Source organism: Enterocloster alcoholdehydrogenati (assembly GCF_013282095.1).
GTDB classification, from domain to species: domain Bacteria; phylum Bacillota; class Clostridia; order Lachnospirales; family Lachnospiraceae; genus Enterocloster; species Enterocloster alcoholdehydrogenati.
Window position 1 is genome coordinate 175354 of the sequence record NZ_BLTJ01000008.1, and the last position, 19182, is coordinate 194535.

Sequence of the window (19182 nt, forward strand, 5' to 3'; positions counted from 1 at the left end):
TCACAGGGGGAGGATATGATGGAGATTTTGCTTGTGCTAATGATACAGTGAAGCATCAGAACGGTCTTTTGTCAGGGGCTGCAGGCTACGCTCCAGAATCCCGTTCATATAGGCTATGATGATCCCGTAATTGGTTACAGGCACGCTCTGATCCTGGGCTGCGGCAAGGCGGTACTTCATTTCCCGCTCCGTCAGCATACAGCCGCCGCAGTGGATGACCATATGGAAGGAGGATAGATCTTCCGGAAATTCACGCCCGGAGGTAAAGATAAACGCAGGTTCTTTTCCGGTATAGGAACGTATCATGGCTGGAAGCTTGCAGGTGCCTATATCTCCGCACTGCCGCTGATGGGTACAGCCTTCTGAGATCAGAATCCGTGATCCATCCCGTACAGTTTCCAGTGCTTTGGCCCCTCTGGCAGTCTGCCACAGGTTTCCTTTGTACCGGGCAAAGAGAACAGAGAAGGAGGTCAGGCCGATGTCGGGCGGCGTTATCCTGTCAACGATGGGAAAGACCTGGCTGTCTGTGATCACAAGCTTTGGTTTCTCTGCCAGCAGTGCAAGGGTGCCGGACAGATTGTCCTCCTGACAGACAATGGATACAGCCTTTCGGTCTAAGATGTCACGTATGACCTGCTGCTGAGGCAGGATCAGCCGTCCTTTTGGGGCAGCCTTATCGATGGGAACCACAAGCACTACTGTGTCCGACGGCTCAATCAGGTCGGCCAGGAGGCAGCGGTTTGGGTTGTCCGCCGGTTTTATTGCTGCGATGGCTGTTTTCAGCTCACTGATCCCCGTGCCGTCTGCGGCACTGACCCATAGTCCTGGTTCAAAGCTGCCTTTCGTTTCGCAGAGATCGGCTTTATTAAAAACAATGATATAGGGGATTCTCTTTTGCTGGAAAATTTCTTCCAGCTCCCGTTCTTCCCTGCTTATACCCACAGTACCGTCCGCTACGATCACGCCGATATCGGTGCGGTTAATGGCCTGCCGGGCTTTTTTTATACGTAAAAGTCCCAGTTCTCCCTCATCATCCAGTCCGGGAGTGTCTATGATAACTACTGGCCCCAGCGGCAGCAATTCCATGGATTTAAGAACCGGATCAGTGGTAGTGCCCTTTATGTTTGAGACGATGGACAGGCTCTGGCCGGTAATGGCATTTACAAGACTGGATTTTCCGGCGTTTCTCTTTCCGAAAAAGCCGATATGGATTCTTTCCCCGGAGGGTGTCTGATTCATTGTCATAGATATATCTATTCCTTTCCCTTTGCCCAGGCACAAACTGCGGTGAAAATACTGCCTGGGCGTATCATATGTTACAGGCTGGTACAACGTATAATTGACAGCAGACCAGCCAGACGGCAGTTAATTCAAGATACGGTCCACTAGAATCGAAAATCTCGGTTTCCTTTTTCAATTTCCGTAAGATTTCTGAGTACAATCTCCCGGACGTTCTCTTTTGGGATACTGCCGAGCTCGCGCAGAATCATGGTTTCTCCGATGGTTCTGGTGTCAGGGGAGGCATAGTCACACAGGTACTCCTTCAGCGTCATAAGGGCGTTTGGATGGCAGCAATTTTGTATCTGTCCGCTTTTGCACAGGCTCATAAATCGGTCGCCGGTGCGTCCCTCACGGTAACAGGCAGTACAGAAGCTGGGGATATAGCCCAGGGTCATAAGCCAGTTGACAACCTGATCCAGAGTGCGGTTGTCGCTGACGTCAAACTGGGAAGAATTTTCCTCATAAGGCTCCAGCTCGGCGTAGCCTCCTACGCTGGTTCTGGAACCACCGCTGAGCTGGGATACACCTAGCCGCAAAAGCCGTTCGCGGCATTTTTGGCTCTCCCGTGTGGATACGATCATGCCGGTGTAGGGAACTGCAATACGGATACAGGCAACCAGCTTTGCAAAGGTATCGTCATCAATGCCGTTGTCAAATGCATCGGGGTCGATATCGTCTGCCCGACGGATCCTGGGGACGCTGATGGTATGGGGACCAACGCCGAACACCGTTTCCAAATGCTCTGCGTGCATGAGAAGTCCGGCGAATTCATAGCGGTACAGCTCCAGGCCAAAGAGGACGCCCAGCCCTACGTCGTCAATCCCTCCCAGCTGGGCTCGGTCCATAGCCTCAGTATGGTAGGCGTAATCATGCTTCGGCCCGGTGGGATGGAGCGATTCATAGCTTTCCTTGTGGTAGGTTTCCTGGAACAGAATGTAAGTACCGATTCCTGCCTCCTTCAGCCGTTTGTAATTATCCACCGTAGTGGCGGCAATGTTTACGTTTACACGGCGGATCAATCCGTTTTTATGCCGTATGCTGTAAATGGTATCAATGGACTCCAGTACATATTCGATGGGGCTGTTTACCGGATCCTCGCCGGTTTCCAGAGCCAGACGCTTATGCCCCATATCCTGAAGGGCAATCACTTCTCTTCGTATATCCTCCTGGCTCAGCTTTTTTCTGGCAATGTGCTTATTTTTTGCGTGATACGGGCAGTAGACACAGCCGTTGATACAGTAATTTGACAGGTACAGGGGGGCAAACATTACGATCCGATTGCCGTAAAAATCCTTTTTGATCTGTTCGGCCAGGGCGTAGATCTCTCGGTTTTTCTCTTCCAGCTGACAGACTAAGAGGACAGAGGCCTCGCGGTGCGTCAGTCCTTTTCTGAGAGCTGCTTTTGCGAGGATCTCGCTGATAAGGGTCTCGTTGCGGCTGTTCTGATGCGCATATTCCAGCGTATCCAGGATCTCCTGATGATTGATAAATTCCTCGGCTTTTGATGATGACGGGTCATACTTATACATGGTTTATTCTCCTCTCTTTGGGGTCAGAACCAGTCTTTTCCCTCAGTAAGATATTTTATATGACAAGCGGTGAATCACCGCGTCCCATAACAATTTCGCATCCTATGGCGGACATTTTCTTTTTCAGGGAAGAAAGAGCTTCGGCCGCTTCGTCCCCGGTGCAGATTTTATTGTCGTAAAGAAGATATTTTTTTCTTACATTCAGCGGTGACAGGTTAGGCATCACCACATTTGCTCCGCCGAGAATACCAAGCTCCCTTCCCTCCGGGTGGATAGTCCCCAGGGCTGTGGTGGCGGGGAGAAGGACCGCAGGGAGCATCAGGCGAACCAGGGCAAGAAGGAATAAAGTATCCTCCAGCGTTCCGGGACTTTCACCGGCAAATGGGGTGGCGTGCTGGGGGATGAACGGTCCTATGCCGACCATATGGGGATTCAGCGTTTTCATAAATACCATGTCATCCGCCAGACATTCCGCAGTCTGGCCGGGAGAGCCTACCATAATGCCGCAGCCGGTCTGGTAACCGATTTCTTTTAAATGAAACAGGCACTCCCTGCGGTTTTGGCCGCTTAAAGGTTCGGGATGAAGACGGCGGTAGTGGTTTTCGTTCGCTGTTTCATGGCGGAGAAGATAGCGGTCAGCTCCGGCATCAAACCAGGACTGGTAGGCGCTGCGGTCATGCTCACCTACAGCAAGAGTAATAGCACAGTCAGGGTATCTCTGCCGGATTTGCCGTATCAGTTCGCGGAGCCGGTCAGCTGTAAAAAACGGGTCTTCTCCCCCCTGCAGCACGAAGGTTCGGAAACCGAGTTCGTAGCCCTTTTCGCAGCAGGAGAGGATCGTGGACTCATCTAACCGGTAGCGATCTGTTTCCCGGTTGCTTTTTCTTAAACCGCAGTAATAACAGTCATTTCGGCAGTAATTGGTGAATTCGATCAGTCCGCGGATGTACACCTTGTTTCCAAAGATTTTTTCTTTTGTCAGCCTGGCGCGTTCGCAGATCAGGGCCAGTATGGAGGGATCTCTTTCGGCCTGCCATTGTCCAAATAAATCTATCCACTGATCCGGGGACAATTCTCGTACGGTTTCCAGGCGGCAGATCAGGTCACTTATCTTCATTTCTTACACCACCTTTGAGTAAACTGCTTTGGTACTGATCCCGTCCAATCTCCCCAGCTTTCCTGAAAGGGCGCTGATTATATCCGAGGGGGCATCCACGGCGATACTGATGATATTGATATTGCGTTTGGCATAGGGGATACCCATGCGGCCAATGATATAGGAACCGTACTCATGCAGGATCCGGTTCAGGGCTTCCACAGACTCTGCCTTTTCTACTACAATTCCAATCAGTGCTACTCTTGAATTCATTTTTGACCTCCTGTGTCAGAGCCTATGGGCGATCAGCCGGAAGCGGCAAAAAAAGCACCCTTAAAAAAGGGTGCAGGAAATACATCCAGTCATGCCCCTTCCGCCTCAGAATGTCTCTTTGGGTCAGTGTCATCTGTTCTGATCGATATGCTCTTGTCCCTTGCTGAAAGAAAAGACTCGCAGCTTGGGAGAATTGAATTGTATTTTGCAATAGTATAGCACAGACGCCGGGAATATGCCAGATGCATTTTTATTTAAGAAGTGGGATTTTTGAACCGGAGGCGTGGCCTGGTCAAAAGGGAAAACTATTTAAGTGAGAACTGAAAAGGCCGAAACCCTGGCAAAATAAAGGTTCCGGCACAAAATAAAAAAAGCGCGAGACGGGATTCGAACCCGCGGCCCCCACCTTGGCAAGGTGGTGCTCCACCACTGAGCCACTCGCGCATATATAAAACAGATATTCTATTTTCAAAGCAGGTGATGGGAATCGAACCCACGTATCTAGCTTGGAAGGCTAGTGTTCTACCATTGAACTACACCTGCACAGTGCCCAAAGTCGGAATCGAACCAACGACACGAGGATTTTCAGTCCTCTGCTCTACCAACTGAGCTATCTGGGCATCCCTTATCAGTGACACCTCGTATCGCTGACAACGGTGATATTCTACCTTTTTTTTTGACGGCTGTCAAGTCTTTTGGGAAAAGAATTTTAAAAAGTTTCAAGATTCCCATTTTAAAACGTGTGAGGTGATTGGGCGGCTGCTGACCGTCATCAGATATATTCCCTGTGTCCGCTTGCATCGGGGATTTCCTCCTCTTCACGGTATTTTGCTACTGTCCTGTGTGATATGGTAATTGGGCGTTCTGCCAGTTTTTCCGCCAGAAGACGGTTGCTGTATGTTTTCTTTTGTGCCCAGACAGGGTCTGAGATTGTTTTGTCTGAAGTTTCAAATCCACAGACATCCCCTTCTTTCGTAAAATATCTGTTCTAGGTATAGCAAAAACCGCCGTCTAGTCAAAGAGGCTAAGACGGCGGTGAAGGATGGCTGCTGTAAAAATGTTGTCAGCTTGTTAAAAAGCCTTTGCCAACGATCTCGCTGGAATTGGAGATCAGCATAAAAGCGGTAGGTTCTACCTTTCTGATGTAGTTGCGCAGCTTCAGGGCCTGGCTGCGTTTCATGGTGGTCATGATAACGGTCTTATCATGGTGGGAAAATGCACCCTCTGCATGGTAGACCGTAGCGCTGCGGTTTAGGGTATGGATAATATAATCACAGATGGGATCTGGATTATCACAAATGATATTGAAACATTTGCAGAGATTGATATTTTCAATTACATCATCAATCACAAGGGATTTTGCTGCAAGGCCGATAGTGGAAAACAGGCCTGTTTCCGCATCGAAAATGAAGAAAGATGCCAGTACAGAGGCTACATCCACCAGCATCAGTACGGTACCGATATTCATGCTGGTGTGTTTCTTCATGATCATGGCGATAATATCTGTTCCGCCGCTGGAAGCTCCAATATTGAACAGAATAGCAGTTCCGATCGCCGGAAGAAAAATAGCAAATATCAGTTCGAGAAGCGGCTCTGTGGTCAGAGGATGCGTCATGGGGTATATTCTTTCCAGTACAGAAAGGCTGACTGACATGACAACAGTGGCGTATACAGTCTTTAAACCAAAACTTCTGCCCAGAAAGATAAAACCCAGGACAAGAAGTGCCATATTCATAATGGATGTGAAATCACTGGCAGACCATTGAGTCATCTCGCTGACTACCGTGGAAAAGCCGGTGATGCCGCCAAAGGCGAAGTGGTTGGGGAATTTGAAAAAGTAAATCCCCACTACCATAATCCAGATGCTGATCGTGATCGTTCCATACTCGGCGACTGCGTGCCAGAATGGATTTTTGATTTCTTTCATAATGAAAGAATACCCTCCCTTATAATATTGTATTTTAGATATCAAAACAATGTTTGGATTCAACCATATAATAAGCATGTTTTACCACAAGCGCAACCACCTTTTTTCCTAAAAGAGGTACAATGAAAAGGTTGTGAAAAATGTCCGTGGGTTGTAGACAAATGTGGGTATTATGTACACGGATCCCTGGCAGACGGAGAAGGGATAATATAAAAACACTCTCTTTCAGAGAAACGGTTTAATATCAGGCCGCTTCTGGAATGAGAGTGTTTTCATGTCTGCAATTATTCTGGATAAAACCGGAAAGGCAGGGGATGTGTTTTGTTTAGCGTGTTACACAGGTGCGCTGCCGTCCCAGGAACCGTCCGAATTCACAAAATAGCCATCGGGTGTCCTTTCGTTTTTATACATGGAACCATAGGGACGGTTATTTGCGCTGGTGGAATCTGTATTAAAATAATACCACTTTCCGTTAATATCTCGCCAGCCGCTTTCCATACCGCTGTTCTGATCGATCCAATACCATTGATTGCTGCTCTGATCAAGAACCCAACCAGTCTCAGCATAGCCGTCATGGTCAAAGGCCCACCATTTGCCGTTGATATTCTGCCATGCTACCTGATCCTGACCGGATACAGGGTTCATATGGCCGGCCTCCCAGGTTCCATCTGCATAGCCATACCACCATCCTTTTTCATTCTTTTGCCAGGAGCCGGAGCCGCCGTGTTCAGCATCGCCCAGGCTGCCTGAGTGGTTCATGGATGGGCCGGAGGAGGAACCTCCAGGGCCGCTGCCGGAGGAGGAACCACCGCCACCGCTGGGTCTGCCGCCACCGCCGCCGGAAGAGGAACCGCCGCCGGAAGAAGAACCACCACCGGAACCGCCGTTATTGCCGGAACCACCACCATGATTGCTGCCCCCATCAGACAGGTCAATATCGAGATGGATTTGTGCATCGCTGTAGACCGGAGCGGTATAAGAATCTGCCGTGGGCTCGTGGTAGTATATTTCAAATGCGGTTTTTTCAGCTACGGGCATTGTAAATTCGATTTGAGCATGGCCATTCTGGAGCGCTGCTGTTTTTTCTGTGCCGTACGCAGTTCGTACAGTTACGTCTCCTGAGGGTACGTCCCCTCCGTTGACACCAGTCACCGTAATATCAGTTAGAACCTTAAGCGCCTCTTTGTCTGTTACCTGATAGGAAGCCGAAAGGACAGGACCTGCGGGTGTAATCTCTATATAGCCGTCGAGTGTGCTTTCAGCCAGCCATTGAGCCTGACCTGGAATCTGCCAGGAAAGTTTGTATTTTCCCGGAAAGACCACATCGGTAAGAACTTCGTCCGAAAGATCGGCTCCCTTGTATTTTCTCGCAGTGAACAGTATCTGGTCTTTTGCAGGAAGAAGTTCCGGCAAAACCTCAGTCTTATCATCGGACAGAACCAGAGTGTATTCTGGAATCTGGGATTGCCCGTTATAGGGAACAGATGGGTAGCTGCCGGTTTTCAGCTCCACGGGAACCTTGCTGACATATAAAACTGCCTTTGCAGCGGAACTGTCAAGATCCTCAGCAATGTCTCCCCCGCCATATTCCACAGAAACCGTATTTTCGCCAGGCCGGAATCCGGTGGAGGGAAGGACGGAAAGGGGGGAGAAAGAAACAGTTCCCGCAGCGTCCGTTTTCTTCGTTTCAACAGGGGTTCCATTGATCAGCAGCCGCATTTCATTCAGCTTTGGCGCTTCTGATGCTGCTTTGCCGGAACGCTCCGCTCTGGCGGTGATATTCAGAGTCTGCATTGGAAAGGCCTGGTTTACAGTTGCCCCATTGTGCGAGATGTCGATGGTTACCTGACTGGGGTAAACGATAACCTCGCTGGCAGTCCAGCCATCGCCTTTTCGTTTCATGCCGATATTTGTCTGGCTGTCATCGGGTGAAAAGTCCAGCTTTCCGTCAGAATTTGGATCTGTCACCTGAAGATACGTATGCCCAACCGTAACGCGTCCTGATTTTCCGTTAAAATAGCTTCCGGCTGCAAAACGAACCCGTCCGGTAAAGGTATTGGCTGTCAGGCAGGCATCCTGCTTTAAAATGAAAGTGCCGCCAGAGCCTTTGAGTGTACCGACCGCAGGAAGGGAATTTAATCCGGACATATCAAGAGCCGATCCGTTCTGCAGATCAATATCGATACTTCCTCCGGCGCTGCCCGTTAAGCTGGAAGCCATAATGGTGCCGCTGGTCAGGGTCAGGCCTGTAATATCTGTCAGAGCCATGCTGGCAGGATAAACGGGGCAGGCGGTTACATAGGTGGAACTTGCCCCCGCTCCTTCAATGGCTTTTACCGTATGGCCGTTTGCAAGATCTATGGTAATATCACCGGATGTATATTTCGGATTTGCCACAGGATCCGGAGGTTCGGTTATATCAAACATATTGTCGGGATCAACATTGGAACGGTCCGAGCCGCAGGCATATATGTTTCCTGTTTTAGATCCTTTATTGATCAGGATATGAGCGTCACCGCTTTCACTTTCAAGGCCGCCGCCGTATATATTTCCAAGCTCACAGCTCCCTGTTACAGTGATAGCACCATGATCTCCGGAATAGCTGGAAGAATCCGGAGTCCCGCCGGCGTACAGATGTATTGCCCTGGCTCCGGCGCCTCGTTTTATATTGGAAAGGGTCAGGTGGTGTCCGTTGGCAAAAATAGCAGCCCGTACTTTGCTGGTCAGGCTTAATGTCACATTTTCAATGGTTACGTCAGCGCCGAGGACAATACCGGAAGAACGGACAAGAAAGTCGGCGCTGTTCTGTCCGGGAGCCGGACGGATGGTGACGTTTTTATCAAAGACATAGGTCTTATAATTTCCCTGGTCATTGAGAAATGCTTTATTAATGATATAAATTGTTCCGCCGTCCGCCACGTTTTCCATGGCGTCTTCAAACCGGTTGTATGGAAATTCCACAGAGCCGTTGCCAGAGGTATCGGAGTTTTGAAACTGTGCGTAGGTGTAAACATTCATGGGATCTTTTGCAGTTGAATAGACTGACGCTGCTTTCGTTTCCTTTCCGGTGCACATACTCAGATCTCCATTTTCTCCCCCGCAGACGGCACAGTCCGTATTAACGGCATCAGCAGTGCAGCGCACATCACAGGTACATGACTCCTGCCTGTCTGCCGGAAGGTTTTCTATAGGGGGAGGGGAAGAATTATCCGGCTGTCCGGCATCTGGGCTGCAGATGCCGCAGTGGAAGGTACAGGGACTTCCTGGCTTTGCCGCGCGGTATCCGCAGGCGCTGTCATGAACATGGGTACAGTTTGTTTGTTGAGTAATACAGCCGCTTTCAGCGCTGCATACATGGGTGCAGTTTACCGGTTCCCTCCGGCGGGCTGCGGCAGATGTGGCCTCCGGATCCGTTTCGGATTCGGAATAGCACTCAGCCGTGTGTACATGAATACAGTTTTTAACAGAGATGAAACAGTCGTCATCGTGCGTATGTGTGCACGGAGCGCCTGGATCCGCAGGCGTGTAACCACATTCCTGCGTGTGGACGGGATGGTGCTCGCACAGGCCTCCCTGCCCGATTGGAGCTTCCGCCCGAACCGTAAATGAGGTCTGGGCAGTGACCATTATCCCACATAGAAGTAAGGCCATGATTTGTTTGATTTTCTTCATAGTCTCTCCTTGGAAAGAATTTCCAGAATCTTTTGTGTTCATGGTGTTAAAAGTATATCATTTATATGAATATTTTTCCAGAGGAAAAAATTTCAGACGGGAACACAGGGATAAAAGCGCCATTGCTTTTTTTCGGATAATGTTCTAATATAGTGTCCACAGGACTCTCTTTTCTGCAGGACTGCAGACGAGAGGGAATATAAATGCAGAATGAAGCAAAGGAGAAGCCATCATTATGAAAGAAACAGCATTAGTTATCATGGCGGCCGGAATCGGCAGCCGTTTCGGAGGCGGGATCAAGCAGCTGGCTCCTGTGGGGCCTAATGGGGAGATTATCATGGACTATTCCATTCATGATGCCATTGAGGCAGGGTTCAGCAAAGTAGTGTTTATTATCCGCCGGGACCTGGAAAAGGATTTCAGGGAGATTATCGGCAGCCGGATCGAGAAACAGATCCCCGTTATCTATGCTTATCAGGAGCTTTCTGCTCTTCCGGAGGGATATGAGGTGCCGGAGGGCAGAAAGAAACCCTGGGGAACAGGACAGGCAGTCCTTATGATCAGGGGACTGATCGACTGCCCCTTCCTTGTGATCAATGCAGATGATTACTATGGTAAGGAAGGCTTCAGGCGGATTCATGAATATATGGTAAATGAGATGGATGAAGATGCGGATGTGTATGATATCTGTATGGGAGGCTTTGTACTGGAAAATACCTTAAGCGACAATGGAAGTGTAACCAGAGGCGTCTGCCATGTGGAAAATGGGTTCCTTAAAAATGTCACGGAAACCTATGATATCCGCCGCAGCGCAGACGGGATTTTGGCGGCAGACGAAACCGGAAACCCTGTATCTGTAGAGGCCGGACAGCCAGTGTCTATGAATATGTGGGGACTTCCTGTTAGCTTTTTAGATGAGTTGGAGAAAGGTTTCCCCAGTTTTTTAGACAGCTTAAAACCGGGAGATATTAAGGCAGAGTATCTCCTTCCTAAGATCATTGATGATTTAGTACAGACAGGACGCGCAAGAGTCCGTGTTCTGGATACGCCTGATAAATGGTTTGGCGTGACCTATCAGGAGGATAAGCAGGCAGTCGTGGAGGCGATCCGCGGACTGATTCGGGACGGCGTTTACAAAGAAAAGTTATTTGATTAAAGAAACGCATATTTTCCATTTTCAGGGTCTATACTACTATCAGAGGAAGAGGACGTGTCTTGTGTCCTCTGACCATAAAAATGGTGAAAACACTTCACCTTCCGTGGATAAGGGGACAGTACAGACATGAAATTGTGGAAAACATCCGGCATCCTGAAACGGGAAGATATTTCATACTATGATACAGCGGGAGAGTTTGAGGCAGAGCGTTTTGCTGTAAATTTAAACCGCATGATCATGGAAGAAATGGAAGAAAAAGGGAAAGAGGGCGTTATGTTCCTGTGTATCGGAACAGACCGGTCTACGGGGGACAGTCTGGGGCCTCTGGTAGGCCATAAGCTGCGCAGACGCTCTCTGCGGGGCGCGGCGGTGATTGGCACTCTGGATAAGCCGGTTCATGCCATGAATCTGGAGCTTTATGTCCGTTACATCCGGGCTCATTACTCCCGTTACGTAGTAGTAGCCATTGACGCCTCTGTGGGCAGCCCGGATCATGTGGGCTACGCTACCCTGGGGCGCGGCGCTCTGCAGCCGGGACTTGGAGTGTCAAAGGACCTGGAAGCAGTGGGAGATATCTCCATTACCGGCATTGTAGGCGGGGCCGGCAGCCGCGATCCGGTGATGCTCCAAAGCGTTCGTCTGTCCATGGTGATGAAGATGGCCGACTGCATATGCGAAAGTATTTCCCTTGTCGAACGATTTTGGGAAAATGCCGCCATAATATGACAAACTTTGCGGGAAAGACCTGCTATACTGGGACATATCTGGAAACGGATGTGTCTTTTTTTACGCATTTGTAGGACAAATTCATAAAAGGGGTGAGCAGATGGGAGAATTATATGAGCTGTTTCCGAAGCTGCCAAAAAATATACGGCAGATTGGAGAGCGGGATCAGGTATTGAAACTGTATGTGGAGGATTATGTTAATACATATTTAAAACAGTTGCGGCCCCCAAAGGGATCGGATTTGCGTGTGGGACTTCTTTTGGGAAGCAGGGAGATCCATGAGGATGTGCCGTATGTTTTTGTAGATGGCGCTCTGGAAATGGAAACGGTTACAAAGGAGGGGGAGAAGGTAGCCTTTACAGAGGACGCCTGGAAAAAGGCATATCAGGAGGTGGAAAATCGTTTTCCAAAACGAACGGTTCAGGGATGGTTTCTGTGCGGAAATCCGGGTTGTACGTTAAATCCTCTGAATTACTGGAGGGAACATAGCCATTATTTTACGGGAAAGAACCAGCTGATGTATTTAAACAGCGGTTTAGAAGGGGAAGAGTCGGTGTATATTACCTCTTCGGACGGATTTTATAAGCTGCGGGGATACAGCATTTATTATGAACGAAATCAGATGATGCAGGACTATATGATTGCCAGAAAGGACGTTCCCAGAGCAGAGGCCGGTGTTAATGACCGGGCGATTCAGGACTTCCGACAGAAAATGGAAGAACGCAAAGGCGAGGTGATTCGTCACCGCAGTACGGTAGGGGCGTTGTCTATGGTGTGTACGGCTCTGGCTATTACCGTGCTGGCAGGCGGAGTAGCTATGTTTAATAACTATAAAAAAATGCACCAAATGGAAAATGTGATTGCCTCGGTACTGCCGGAGGGGGTTGTCCGGTCTGGACTTCTGGCTTCCGGAAAAGAGGATGACGGAAAATGGATCGAGGAGGCTGCCGCAAAGGTGTATCCTTCTGAGGAAACAGCCCGGACGGAGACAGAGGTTACGGCAGGTGAAAAGCCCGCTGCGGTAACGCCTGAGACCATGGAGGAGAGGGATAACGAAACAGAAGAGACGGTCATAAAGAGTCAGGCGCCTGAAGGCGTGACGGAAGAAACAGTTCTTGAAAATGAGAAGAGCACCTCTGCGGAAACCGTTTCTGCCCCGTCTTATAAGGTTTATACCGTGGGCGAAGGGGAGACGCTCTATGGCATCTGCTTTAAGGTATATCACAATGTTAACAGGGTAGATGAAATCTGCCGTATCAATGACCTGGGAGATCAAAACAGTATTTATGCGGGGCAGAAACTTCTGATGCCGTAATCGGCTGTTAAAGCGCAGAATCGGACGAGCCGGCGCGTTTTGGTAATTCTCATTTTCCTAGTGCGCATATCCTGAAAATGTTGTATACTTAATCCGTATATCAAAAATCAGGAGGCCGCAAAATGGGCAATAACCATTCAATGAGCCGTGAAAATAAAAAAAATCAGCTGAGAAAACAGGTTGTTCCGGCGGCTGCGGCTTACCCTAAAGACGAGGACAGTGAGGAGATCCTGCGCAAAGCCCATCAGAGAACCATTAAGCGCAGGCTGCGTATTGCCATGATAATAGGTATTCTTGCAGCGCTTGCAGCAGCGGGATTATTCTACTATGACCGCTATCAGTCATTTGCAGACTACCAGGTAGTCTGGGAGTCTGGCTTCACAGAAGATGGGCAGGGGGAGAGCATTGCGGCGGAGGGAAACTTCTGCGGCTTTGTGGATTTTGCCGACGGTGTGATCAAATACACGAAGGACGGCGCTTCCTATCTGGACGCCAGGGGAAAAGCCGTATGGATTTTAAGTTATGAGATGAAAAATCCCATAGTGGCTGTAAACGGTGATTACGCTGCCATCGGGGACCGTCAGGGCAATTCCATTTATATTTGCGACAAAAACGGACAGCAGGGACAGGCAGCTACCTCTCTGCCTGTTCTGGCGCTCTCTATTTCTGCAAAAGGTGTTACGGCTGCGGTGGAGGAGGATTCCAGGGCCAGCTACATTTACCTGTATAAAAAGGACGGAAATCCTCTGGATATCTATGTAAAATCCCTTCTTTCCGGCGATGGATATCCGGTGGATGTAAGCCTTTCTCCCAGTGGGACACAGTGGATCACTTCCTTTATGTACCTGGAGGACGGGATGATCAGGAATAAGGTGGTATTTTACAACTTCGGTCTGGGAAAGAACGATCCCAAGCGGGTGGTAGGCGTGTTCATGCCTCAGGATCTGGTAGATGCCATGGCGGGCCGGGTACATTTTATGGATGACAGCCATGCGGTAATATTTACGGACAAGGGACTGCAGTTTTTCTCTACCCGGATCGAGACCTCGCCGGAATCCAAGGCCCAGATCCTTTTAAATGAAAATATCCGCAGCATCAGCTATTCGGATCAGTATGCCGCTGTGATTACGGACAACTCCGAGGGATCGGATCCATATCGCCTTCATGTGTATCGTTCGGACGGCAGCCAGGTATTTGAAAGAGCCTTTACCTACCAGTACAGCGGTTTTGACATTGACGGAGATCTGGTTCTTCTTTATAATGATAATTCCTGCCGCGTCTATAATATGGCAGGGACGGAGAAATTCAATGGCACCTTTGATTTTTCGGTGTCCAAGATATCCGCCGGCAGCCTTCCGGGCACCCTTTTGGTTATGGGGCCGCAGAAGATTCAGGAGATCCGTATGCGGTAGAAGGAAATGATTCATGATGGATAACAGCCGGATCCCAGTCCGGCGTATGAGCCATAAATATATGATTGCAGAAAGGAAGAAATACTATGGGGATGAAATGCATTGGCGTAGACGTAGGAGGCACCAGCGTTAAGCTGGGAATCTTTGAAACTACCGGAGAACTGGTGGATAAATGGGAGGTAACAACCCGTAAGGAGGAGGGCGGAAGGCATATTCTTGCAGATGTAGCCGCCTCGATCCGTGAAAAGGTATCATCAATGGGGCTGGACCTGAAAAGGGACGTTGTGGGAGCGGGACTTGGCGTTCCGGGACCGGTGATGCCGGATGGAAACGTAGAGGTCTGTGTAAACCTTGGATGGCATAATGTAAATCCGCAGAAGGAGTTAAGCGGGCTTTTAGACGGACTTCCTGTGAAAAGCGGCAATGACGCAAATGTAGCTGCTCTCGGTGAAATGTGGCAGGGCGGCGGTAAGGGCTACGGCGACCTTGTGATGATCACCCTTGGCACCGGCGTAGGCGGCGGCGTGATTCTGGATCAGAAGATCGTGGCCGGACGTCACGGCCTGGGTGGTGAGATTGGTCACATCCATGTGAGAGAGGATGAGAAGGAATACTGCAACTGCGGCGGTCAGGGCTGCGTAGAGCAGATCAGCTCTGCGACCGGTATTGCAAGAGAAGCCAGAAGGAAGATGGAGTCCACAGATACGCCATCCTCTCTTCGCGCATACGGCAATGCAGTGACTGCTAAAAATGTGCTGGATGCAGCCAAGGAGGGCGATGGACTGGCGCTGGAGGTGATGGCGGTGGTAAGCCGTTATCTGGGCCTGGCGCTGTCTCAAATTGCCCTTATCATAGATCCGGAGATCTTCGTCATCGGAGGCGGCGTCTCCAAGGCCGGCCAGTTCCTCATCGACATGGTGCAGAAGGATTATGACCATTTCACCCCCATTTCCCCCAATAAGCCAAAACTGGGACTTGCTACCCTTGGAAATGACGCGGGGATTTATGGTGCGGCCAGACTGATACTGTAGGCAGGGGATGGAGAATCCTCTCCTGGTATATTTTTATAAGGCGGTGTTCCTGTACGTAAGGAATGCCGCCGTTTTCATGTTTGGCTCTGGAAACCTGCAGTACAGATGAGATAAATTCTTTCTGCGCTCTGATGAGCAGCCGGTAATCTGCAATCAAAAACAGCGGACACCGCACTACTCATGCAGTATCCGCTGTTACAGGCAGTATGAACAGAAAATGTTCTACTGTCTCCAGACTCCGTTTTCGTCTACCCAGAAGTGATCTGGTGTATAGCAGTTGGCATACATGGCACCGGTGGCGGGATCCAGATAGTAGTACAGGCCATTTACCTGAATCCATCCCGTAGCCATATATCCCTGGGCGTCGAAATAGTACCACTTGCCGTTTATCTCCTTCCACTGGGAGACAGGATAGGTGCCGTCGCTGTTCTGCCACCACCAGCGTATATTGTCGGCGGCTTTTTTCCAGCCCTCGGAGGCGCCGACTGACTGCCTGGAGGAGCTGACCCAGCTGCTCTTGGCATTATTGCTGGATTTGACGGAACGAACCTTGAAGGTGTAGTTTCCGCTCTGGGTCATCCAGGAGGAGAAATCGTAATGAGTATCATATACAGACAGGGTAGAGCTTCCGCCGTCAGGAGACGTTACAAGAGAACCGTCGCGGTACAGCTCAACCTGAAAATATTTGGCAGAGTTCACGTCGTCCCATACAGCAAGGCCGGGAGTGCTGGAATCCCAGTCTGCATTTGAAGGGGCGGGAGCGTCACTCATATCGGCATCCTCGTCGAAAATAAGCTTTACAGTGATGGTCATGGTTGCCCCGCCGTCAGATTTTTTTGCATTTACGAACTTGATCTTGTCAAAACGGGATTTGATGGAGCTGTCCAGGGTAAATTTGAAGCTGCTGGAGGAGGTACCGGAGAAGGTGTAGTCGTCCTCGTTTTCCAGTCCCAGGGTGATATCTACCTCTGGAGGATTGGACTTGGACCAGTTATCTCCCTCGTCATTTACCACCTCTACTGCATCTACATAATAAAGGTCTGTGTTGTCTCCGGTGGGTGTTGCCTCCACCTCTCCGCCGCTGCTTCCCGCGCGGATGTCTGAATCAAGGGTCAGATAAATCTTGCCTACCTTTGTCTTGCTGTCAGCCATGGCGGCAGGAGCGAAGGCAGAGGAGAGAAGGGCTGCAGCCATAAAAAAGGCCGCTGCTTTTTTAAATTGGGTCATAATCTTCCATCCTTTCTCTGTGAGAGCCGTAACCGGCGGCTCTCATATGATTCGCTGTAACAGGAAACCCGTACAGGATAGATTCTGCCGAATATGGCGGCAGAATTTCCGTACAGAGTGTGTCCGGTTGGGTTCATACTCCCGAAAATATGACGGTAAAGAAGTTCGGGAGTATTCGCTTATGAGGAGTATACCATAAAATGGATCTGGTGGAAAGAAGAGACTTGCAATCAAAGGAATTTAAGAAAACTCCCCGCTCTGAACAGTTACGAAAAAAGCAAAATACCCCCATTTATCCAAAATAGATGGATCGGGGGTACCGTCAGCAGACAGAGGTGGAGGATGGCTGCATATGGCGGAAAGCTTACAGAGCAGTGGAACGGGGCAGCGAGAAAATAAACTCAGTCCCCACTCCCTCTGTACTGATGACGTCGATATTTTCACCATGGGCCTGTAAAATCTCTTTTACAATAGAAAGCCCAAGTCCGGTGCCTTTTTTATCCTTTCCACGGGAGAGATCCGTCTTATAGAAACGTTCCCAGATCTTCTTTAGGCTGTCCTTTGGAATACCGATGCCTGTATCCTTTACGGAAACAAATACCTTCTCATACTGGCCGGCGGCCTGGATATAAATCATGGAATCGTTGTGGCTAAACTTGATGGCATTGTCAATCAGGTTATAGAGAACCTGCTGAATCTTTCCCATGTCGGCGTATACCATCTGGATGGTGTCGGAAAAGGTAAGGTCGAAGCTGATATTTTTCTGCCCGCAGGTACCCTCAAAAGAGGCTGCCGTATCCTTGATGACACGGTTGATGTCAAAATTGGTCCGGGTCAGGTAGCCTTTCGCATCCAGCGAGTTTAAAGTCAGCATACTTTCCGTAAGTTTGTGGAGACGTTCTGTCTCGGAAATCACCCTGGAAAGGTATTTTTCGTACATATCAGGCGGGATGGTGCCGTCTAATACCGCTTCCAGATAGCCCTTGATGGAGGTCAGAGGAGAGCGGAAATCGTGGGATACGTTGGCAATAAAATTCTTCTGGTATTCTTCCATTTTATTCAGCTCGTCAGACATATAGTTGAGCGTGTCAGCCAGATAGCCCATTTCATCATGGGTGTTTACCTGAATCCGGTAGTCCAGATGTCCGGCGGCATACTCCTTGGCTCCTACGGTGATCTTGCGCAGAGGCAGATAAACAGTCTGGGTAAATACCAGCAAAATGATCATAGACAGGCCGAATACCGCCGCGGAGGTAATATAAAGGATGTCCAGGATGCCTCTCTGGGACTGAGAGATCTGGTTTAAGGGGAGGTGGATGATCACATAGCCGTAGGTTGTGTAATTTCCTGTTACAGGGGAGGACACGGTGAGGACATCCTCATCAAAAAGGCCGTAATAATTTCCGATGGTATAGGAGCGGCTTCCGGAGGCAGTGGGATCAAAGTTGGGAATCACCGTCTGGCTGCGGCCGCCGTCCCTGCTGTCCATGAAAATGGATCCCTGGTTGTCCGCAACCCAGATTTCTGCCCGAAGGTAGGCGCCAAGGCTTTTTAACTGGGCAGAAAAAGCGGTCAGATCCTGGTGCTTTCCCTCATACATCTGGCTGCAGGAGGCGGCAATGGCATTCGCCTCGTCATAAAGGGCCTCAGAATGATCCCGGATGAGGAAATCTCTTGTGATCCGGGAGGAAAAGGTGGCAATGGTGATAAAACCAAGAAGGCCGAAGATCAGATAGCCCAGTACAAACTTGGAGTAGAGTGAACGGGTCATGGAATCACCTCTTTACCTCAAATTTATAGCCGATTCCCCATACGGTGGTAATGGACCAGTTGGCATGATCCTTGATTTTCTCCCGGAGACGCTTGATATGTACGTCCACAGTGCGGGTGTCGCCGATGTATTCATAGCCCCAGATATGGTCCAGGAGCTGTTCTCTGGTAAAAACCTGGTTAGGAGAGGATGCCAGGAAATAGAGAAGTTCCAGCTCCTTGGGAGGCATCTCCACGGAATGGCCCTTGTAAAGAACGGAATAATTGGTCAGGTTTACGATGAGATCCGGGTATTCCACATATTCGCCCTGCTGCTTTGGCTCTGAGGACACCGCGGCGGGAGCGGACTGATAACGGCGCAGAACCGCCTTTACACGGGCTACCAGTTCCTTGGAGTCAAAAGGCTTGATCATATAGTCATCAGCCCCTAACTCCAGTCCCAGAACCTTGTCAAAAATCTCACCTTTAGCCGACAGCATGATAATAGGAACCTGAGAGCCGGCCCGCAGCTCTCTGCATACCTGGTAGCCATCTATGCCCGGAAGCATCAGGTCTAAAAGTACCAGATTGGGCTTAAATTCCGAAAACACCCTCAGGGCCGCTTCGCCGTCTCCGACGATCATGGTTTCATAACATTCTTTCATTAAATACAGGGAAATGAGTTCTGCGATATTCGCATCATCATCTACAATCAGGATCCGCTGTTTCTCAGCCATTGGTGAAAGTCCTCCTTGTTGGTTGTGTATACTCCCGGACACGGTGAGTTC

Annotated in this window: 14 protein-coding genes, 3 tRNA genes and 1 pseudogene; 5 read left to right on the forward strand and 13 right to left on the reverse strand. The window is 49.6% G+C overall.

Annotated elements, in window-relative coordinates; all coding sequences use genetic code 11:
• Positions 1-36: 36 nt before the first annotated feature.
• The 10 genes and pseudogenes from hydF to HW447_RS10995 form a co-directional block, all read right to left on the reverse strand.
• Positions 37-1245, reverse strand: a complete 1209-nt coding sequence (hydF, locus tag HW447_RS10950; protein WP_176255301.1) for a [FeFe] hydrogenase H-cluster maturation GTPase HydF — start codon at positions 1243-1245, stop codon at positions 37-39.
• A 140-nt stretch (positions 1246-1385) separates the two neighbouring features.
• Positions 1386-2810: a [FeFe] hydrogenase H-cluster radical SAM maturase HydG gene (gene hydG, locus HW447_RS10955; protein ID WP_176255302.1), complete on the reverse strand. Its 1425-nt coding sequence runs from the start codon at positions 2808-2810 to the stop codon at positions 1386-1388.
• A 55-nt stretch (positions 2811-2865) separates the two neighbouring features.
• Positions 2866-3927 carry a [FeFe] hydrogenase H-cluster radical SAM maturase HydE gene (gene hydE / locus HW447_RS10960; RefSeq protein ID WP_176255303.1) on the reverse strand — a complete coding sequence of 354 codons (1062 nt, stop codon included), beginning with the start codon at positions 3925-3927 and terminating at the stop codon, positions 2866-2868.
• Positions 3928-3930: 3 nt separating this feature from the next.
• Positions 3931-4179 (reverse strand): TM1266 family iron-only hydrogenase system putative regulator, encoded by a 249-nt coding sequence (locus tag HW447_RS10965; RefSeq protein ID WP_176255304.1) that lies wholly within the window; start codon positions 4177-4179, stop codon positions 3931-3933.
• 372 nt (positions 4180-4551) lie between these two features.
• Positions 4552-4623, reverse strand: a tRNA-Gly gene (locus HW447_RS10970).
• A 28-nt stretch (positions 4624-4651) separates the two neighbouring features.
• A tRNA-Gly gene (locus tag HW447_RS10975) sits at positions 4652-4722 on the reverse strand.
• Between the two features lie 4 nt (positions 4723-4726).
• A tRNA-Phe gene (locus HW447_RS10980) sits at positions 4727-4799 on the reverse strand.
• Between the two features lie 152 nt (positions 4800-4951).
• Positions 4952-5089: pseudogene (locus HW447_RS18410) on the reverse strand (RNA polymerase factor sigma-54); the annotation flags it as partial.
• A gap of 153 nt (positions 5090-5242) precedes the next feature.
• Positions 5243-6106, reverse strand: coding sequence for a YitT family protein (locus tag HW447_RS10990; protein WP_176255305.1), 864 nt, complete (start codon positions 6104-6106; stop codon positions 5243-5245).
• A 333-nt stretch (positions 6107-6439) separates the two neighbouring features.
• Entirely contained in the window at positions 6440-9778 is a 3339-nt protein-coding gene (locus tag HW447_RS10995) for a hypothetical protein (RefSeq protein WP_176255306.1), read from the reverse strand.
• A gap of 235 nt (positions 9779-10013) precedes the next feature.
• Here HW447_RS10995 and HW447_RS11000 point away from each other — a divergent pair, with 235 nt between their 5' ends.
• From HW447_RS11000 to HW447_RS11020, 5 genes are all read left to right on the forward strand, one after another.
• On the forward strand, positions 10014-10934 hold the full coding sequence (locus HW447_RS11000; protein WP_176255307.1) for a sugar phosphate nucleotidyltransferase: 921 nt from the start codon (positions 10014-10016) through the stop codon (positions 10932-10934).
• A gap of 126 nt (positions 10935-11060) precedes the next feature.
• Complete coding sequence (gene yyaC / locus HW447_RS11005) at positions 11061-11660, forward strand: spore protease YyaC (protein WP_176255308.1); 600 nt, start codon at positions 11061-11063, stop codon at positions 11658-11660.
• 100 nt (positions 11661-11760) lie between these two features.
• On the forward strand, positions 11761-12975 hold the full coding sequence (locus tag HW447_RS11010; RefSeq protein ID WP_176255309.1) for a LysM peptidoglycan-binding domain-containing protein: 1215 nt from the start codon (positions 11761-11763) through the stop codon (positions 12973-12975).
• Positions 12976-13097: 122 nt separating this feature from the next.
• Positions 13098-14387, forward strand: a complete 1290-nt coding sequence (locus HW447_RS11015; RefSeq protein WP_176255310.1) for a DUF5711 family protein — start codon at positions 13098-13100, stop codon at positions 14385-14387.
• Between the two features lie 86 nt (positions 14388-14473).
• Positions 14474-15418 (forward strand): ROK family glucokinase, encoded by a 945-nt coding sequence (locus tag HW447_RS11020; protein WP_176255311.1) that lies wholly within the window; start codon positions 14474-14476, stop codon positions 15416-15418.
• Positions 15419-15640: 222 nt separating this feature from the next.
• Here HW447_RS11020 and HW447_RS11025 read toward each other — a convergent pair whose 3' ends face one another.
• The 3 genes from HW447_RS11025 to HW447_RS11035 all read right to left on the reverse strand — a co-directional run bounded on the left by HW447_RS11025 (position 15641) and on the right by HW447_RS11035 (position 19131).
• Positions 15641-16645, reverse strand: a complete 1005-nt coding sequence (locus tag HW447_RS11025; RefSeq protein WP_176255312.1) for a hypothetical protein — start codon at positions 16643-16645, stop codon at positions 15641-15643.
• Between the two features lie 364 nt (positions 16646-17009).
• The gene (locus tag HW447_RS11030; protein ID WP_176255313.1) at positions 17010-18416 is read right to left on the reverse strand and encodes a sensor histidine kinase; all 1407 of its coding nucleotides are present in this window, start codon (positions 18414-18416) and stop codon (positions 17010-17012) included.
• Positions 18417-18420: 4 nt separating this feature from the next.
• A complete protein-coding gene (locus tag HW447_RS11035; RefSeq protein WP_176255314.1) occupies positions 18421-19131 on the reverse strand; it encodes a response regulator transcription factor in 711 nt (236 codons plus the stop codon).
• Positions 19132-19182 lie beyond the last annotated feature (51 nt).

Bases quoted from the DNA above. Each gene is read 5' to 3' on its own strand.
- HW447_RS10965 (WP_176255304.1), bottom strand. From the start codon at position 4,179: ATGAATTCAAGAGTAGCACTGATTGGAATTGTAGTAGAAAAGGCAGAG.
- hydE (WP_176255303.1), bottom strand. From the start codon at position 3,927: ATGAAGATAAGTGACCTGATCTGCCGCCTGGAAACCGTACGAGAATTG.
- yyaC (WP_176255308.1), top strand. From the start codon at position 11,061: ATGAAATTGTGGAAAACATCCGGCATCCTGAAACGGGAAGATATTTCA.
- HW447_RS11000 (WP_176255307.1), top strand. From the start codon at position 10,014: ATGAAAGAAACAGCATTAGTTATCATGGCGGCCGGAATCGGCAGCCGT.
- HW447_RS10990 (WP_176255305.1), bottom strand. From the start codon at position 6,106: ATGAAAGAAATCAAAAATCCATTCTGGCACGCAGTCGCCGAGTATGGA.
- HW447_RS11015 (WP_176255310.1), top strand. From the start codon at position 13,098: ATGGGCAATAACCATTCAATGAGCCGTGAAAATAAAAAAAATCAGCTG.
- HW447_RS10995 (WP_176255306.1), bottom strand. From the start codon at position 9,778: ATGAAGAAAATCAAACAAATCATGGCCTTACTTCTATGTGGGATAATG.
- HW447_RS11010 (WP_176255309.1), top strand. From the start codon at position 11,761: ATGGGAGAATTATATGAGCTGTTTCCGAAGCTGCCAAAAAATATACGG.
- hydF (WP_176255301.1), bottom strand. From the start codon at position 1,245: ATGACAATGAATCAGACACCCTCCGGGGAAAGAATCCATATCGGCTTT.
- HW447_RS11030 (WP_176255313.1), bottom strand. From the start codon at position 18,416: ATGACCCGTTCACTCTACTCCAAGTTTGTACTGGGCTATCTGATCTTC.
- HW447_RS11020 (WP_176255311.1), top strand. From the start codon at position 14,474: ATGGGGATGAAATGCATTGGCGTAGACGTAGGAGGCACCAGCGTTAAG.
- HW447_RS11025 (WP_176255312.1), bottom strand. From the start codon at position 16,645: ATGACCCAATTTAAAAAAGCAGCGGCCTTTTTTATGGCTGCAGCCCTT.
- HW447_RS11035 (WP_176255314.1), bottom strand. From the start codon at position 19,131: ATGGCTGAGAAACAGCGGATCCTGATTGTAGATGATGATGCGAATATC.
- hydG (WP_176255302.1), bottom strand. From the start codon at position 2,810: ATGTATAAGTATGACCCGTCATCATCAAAAGCCGAGGAATTTATCAAT.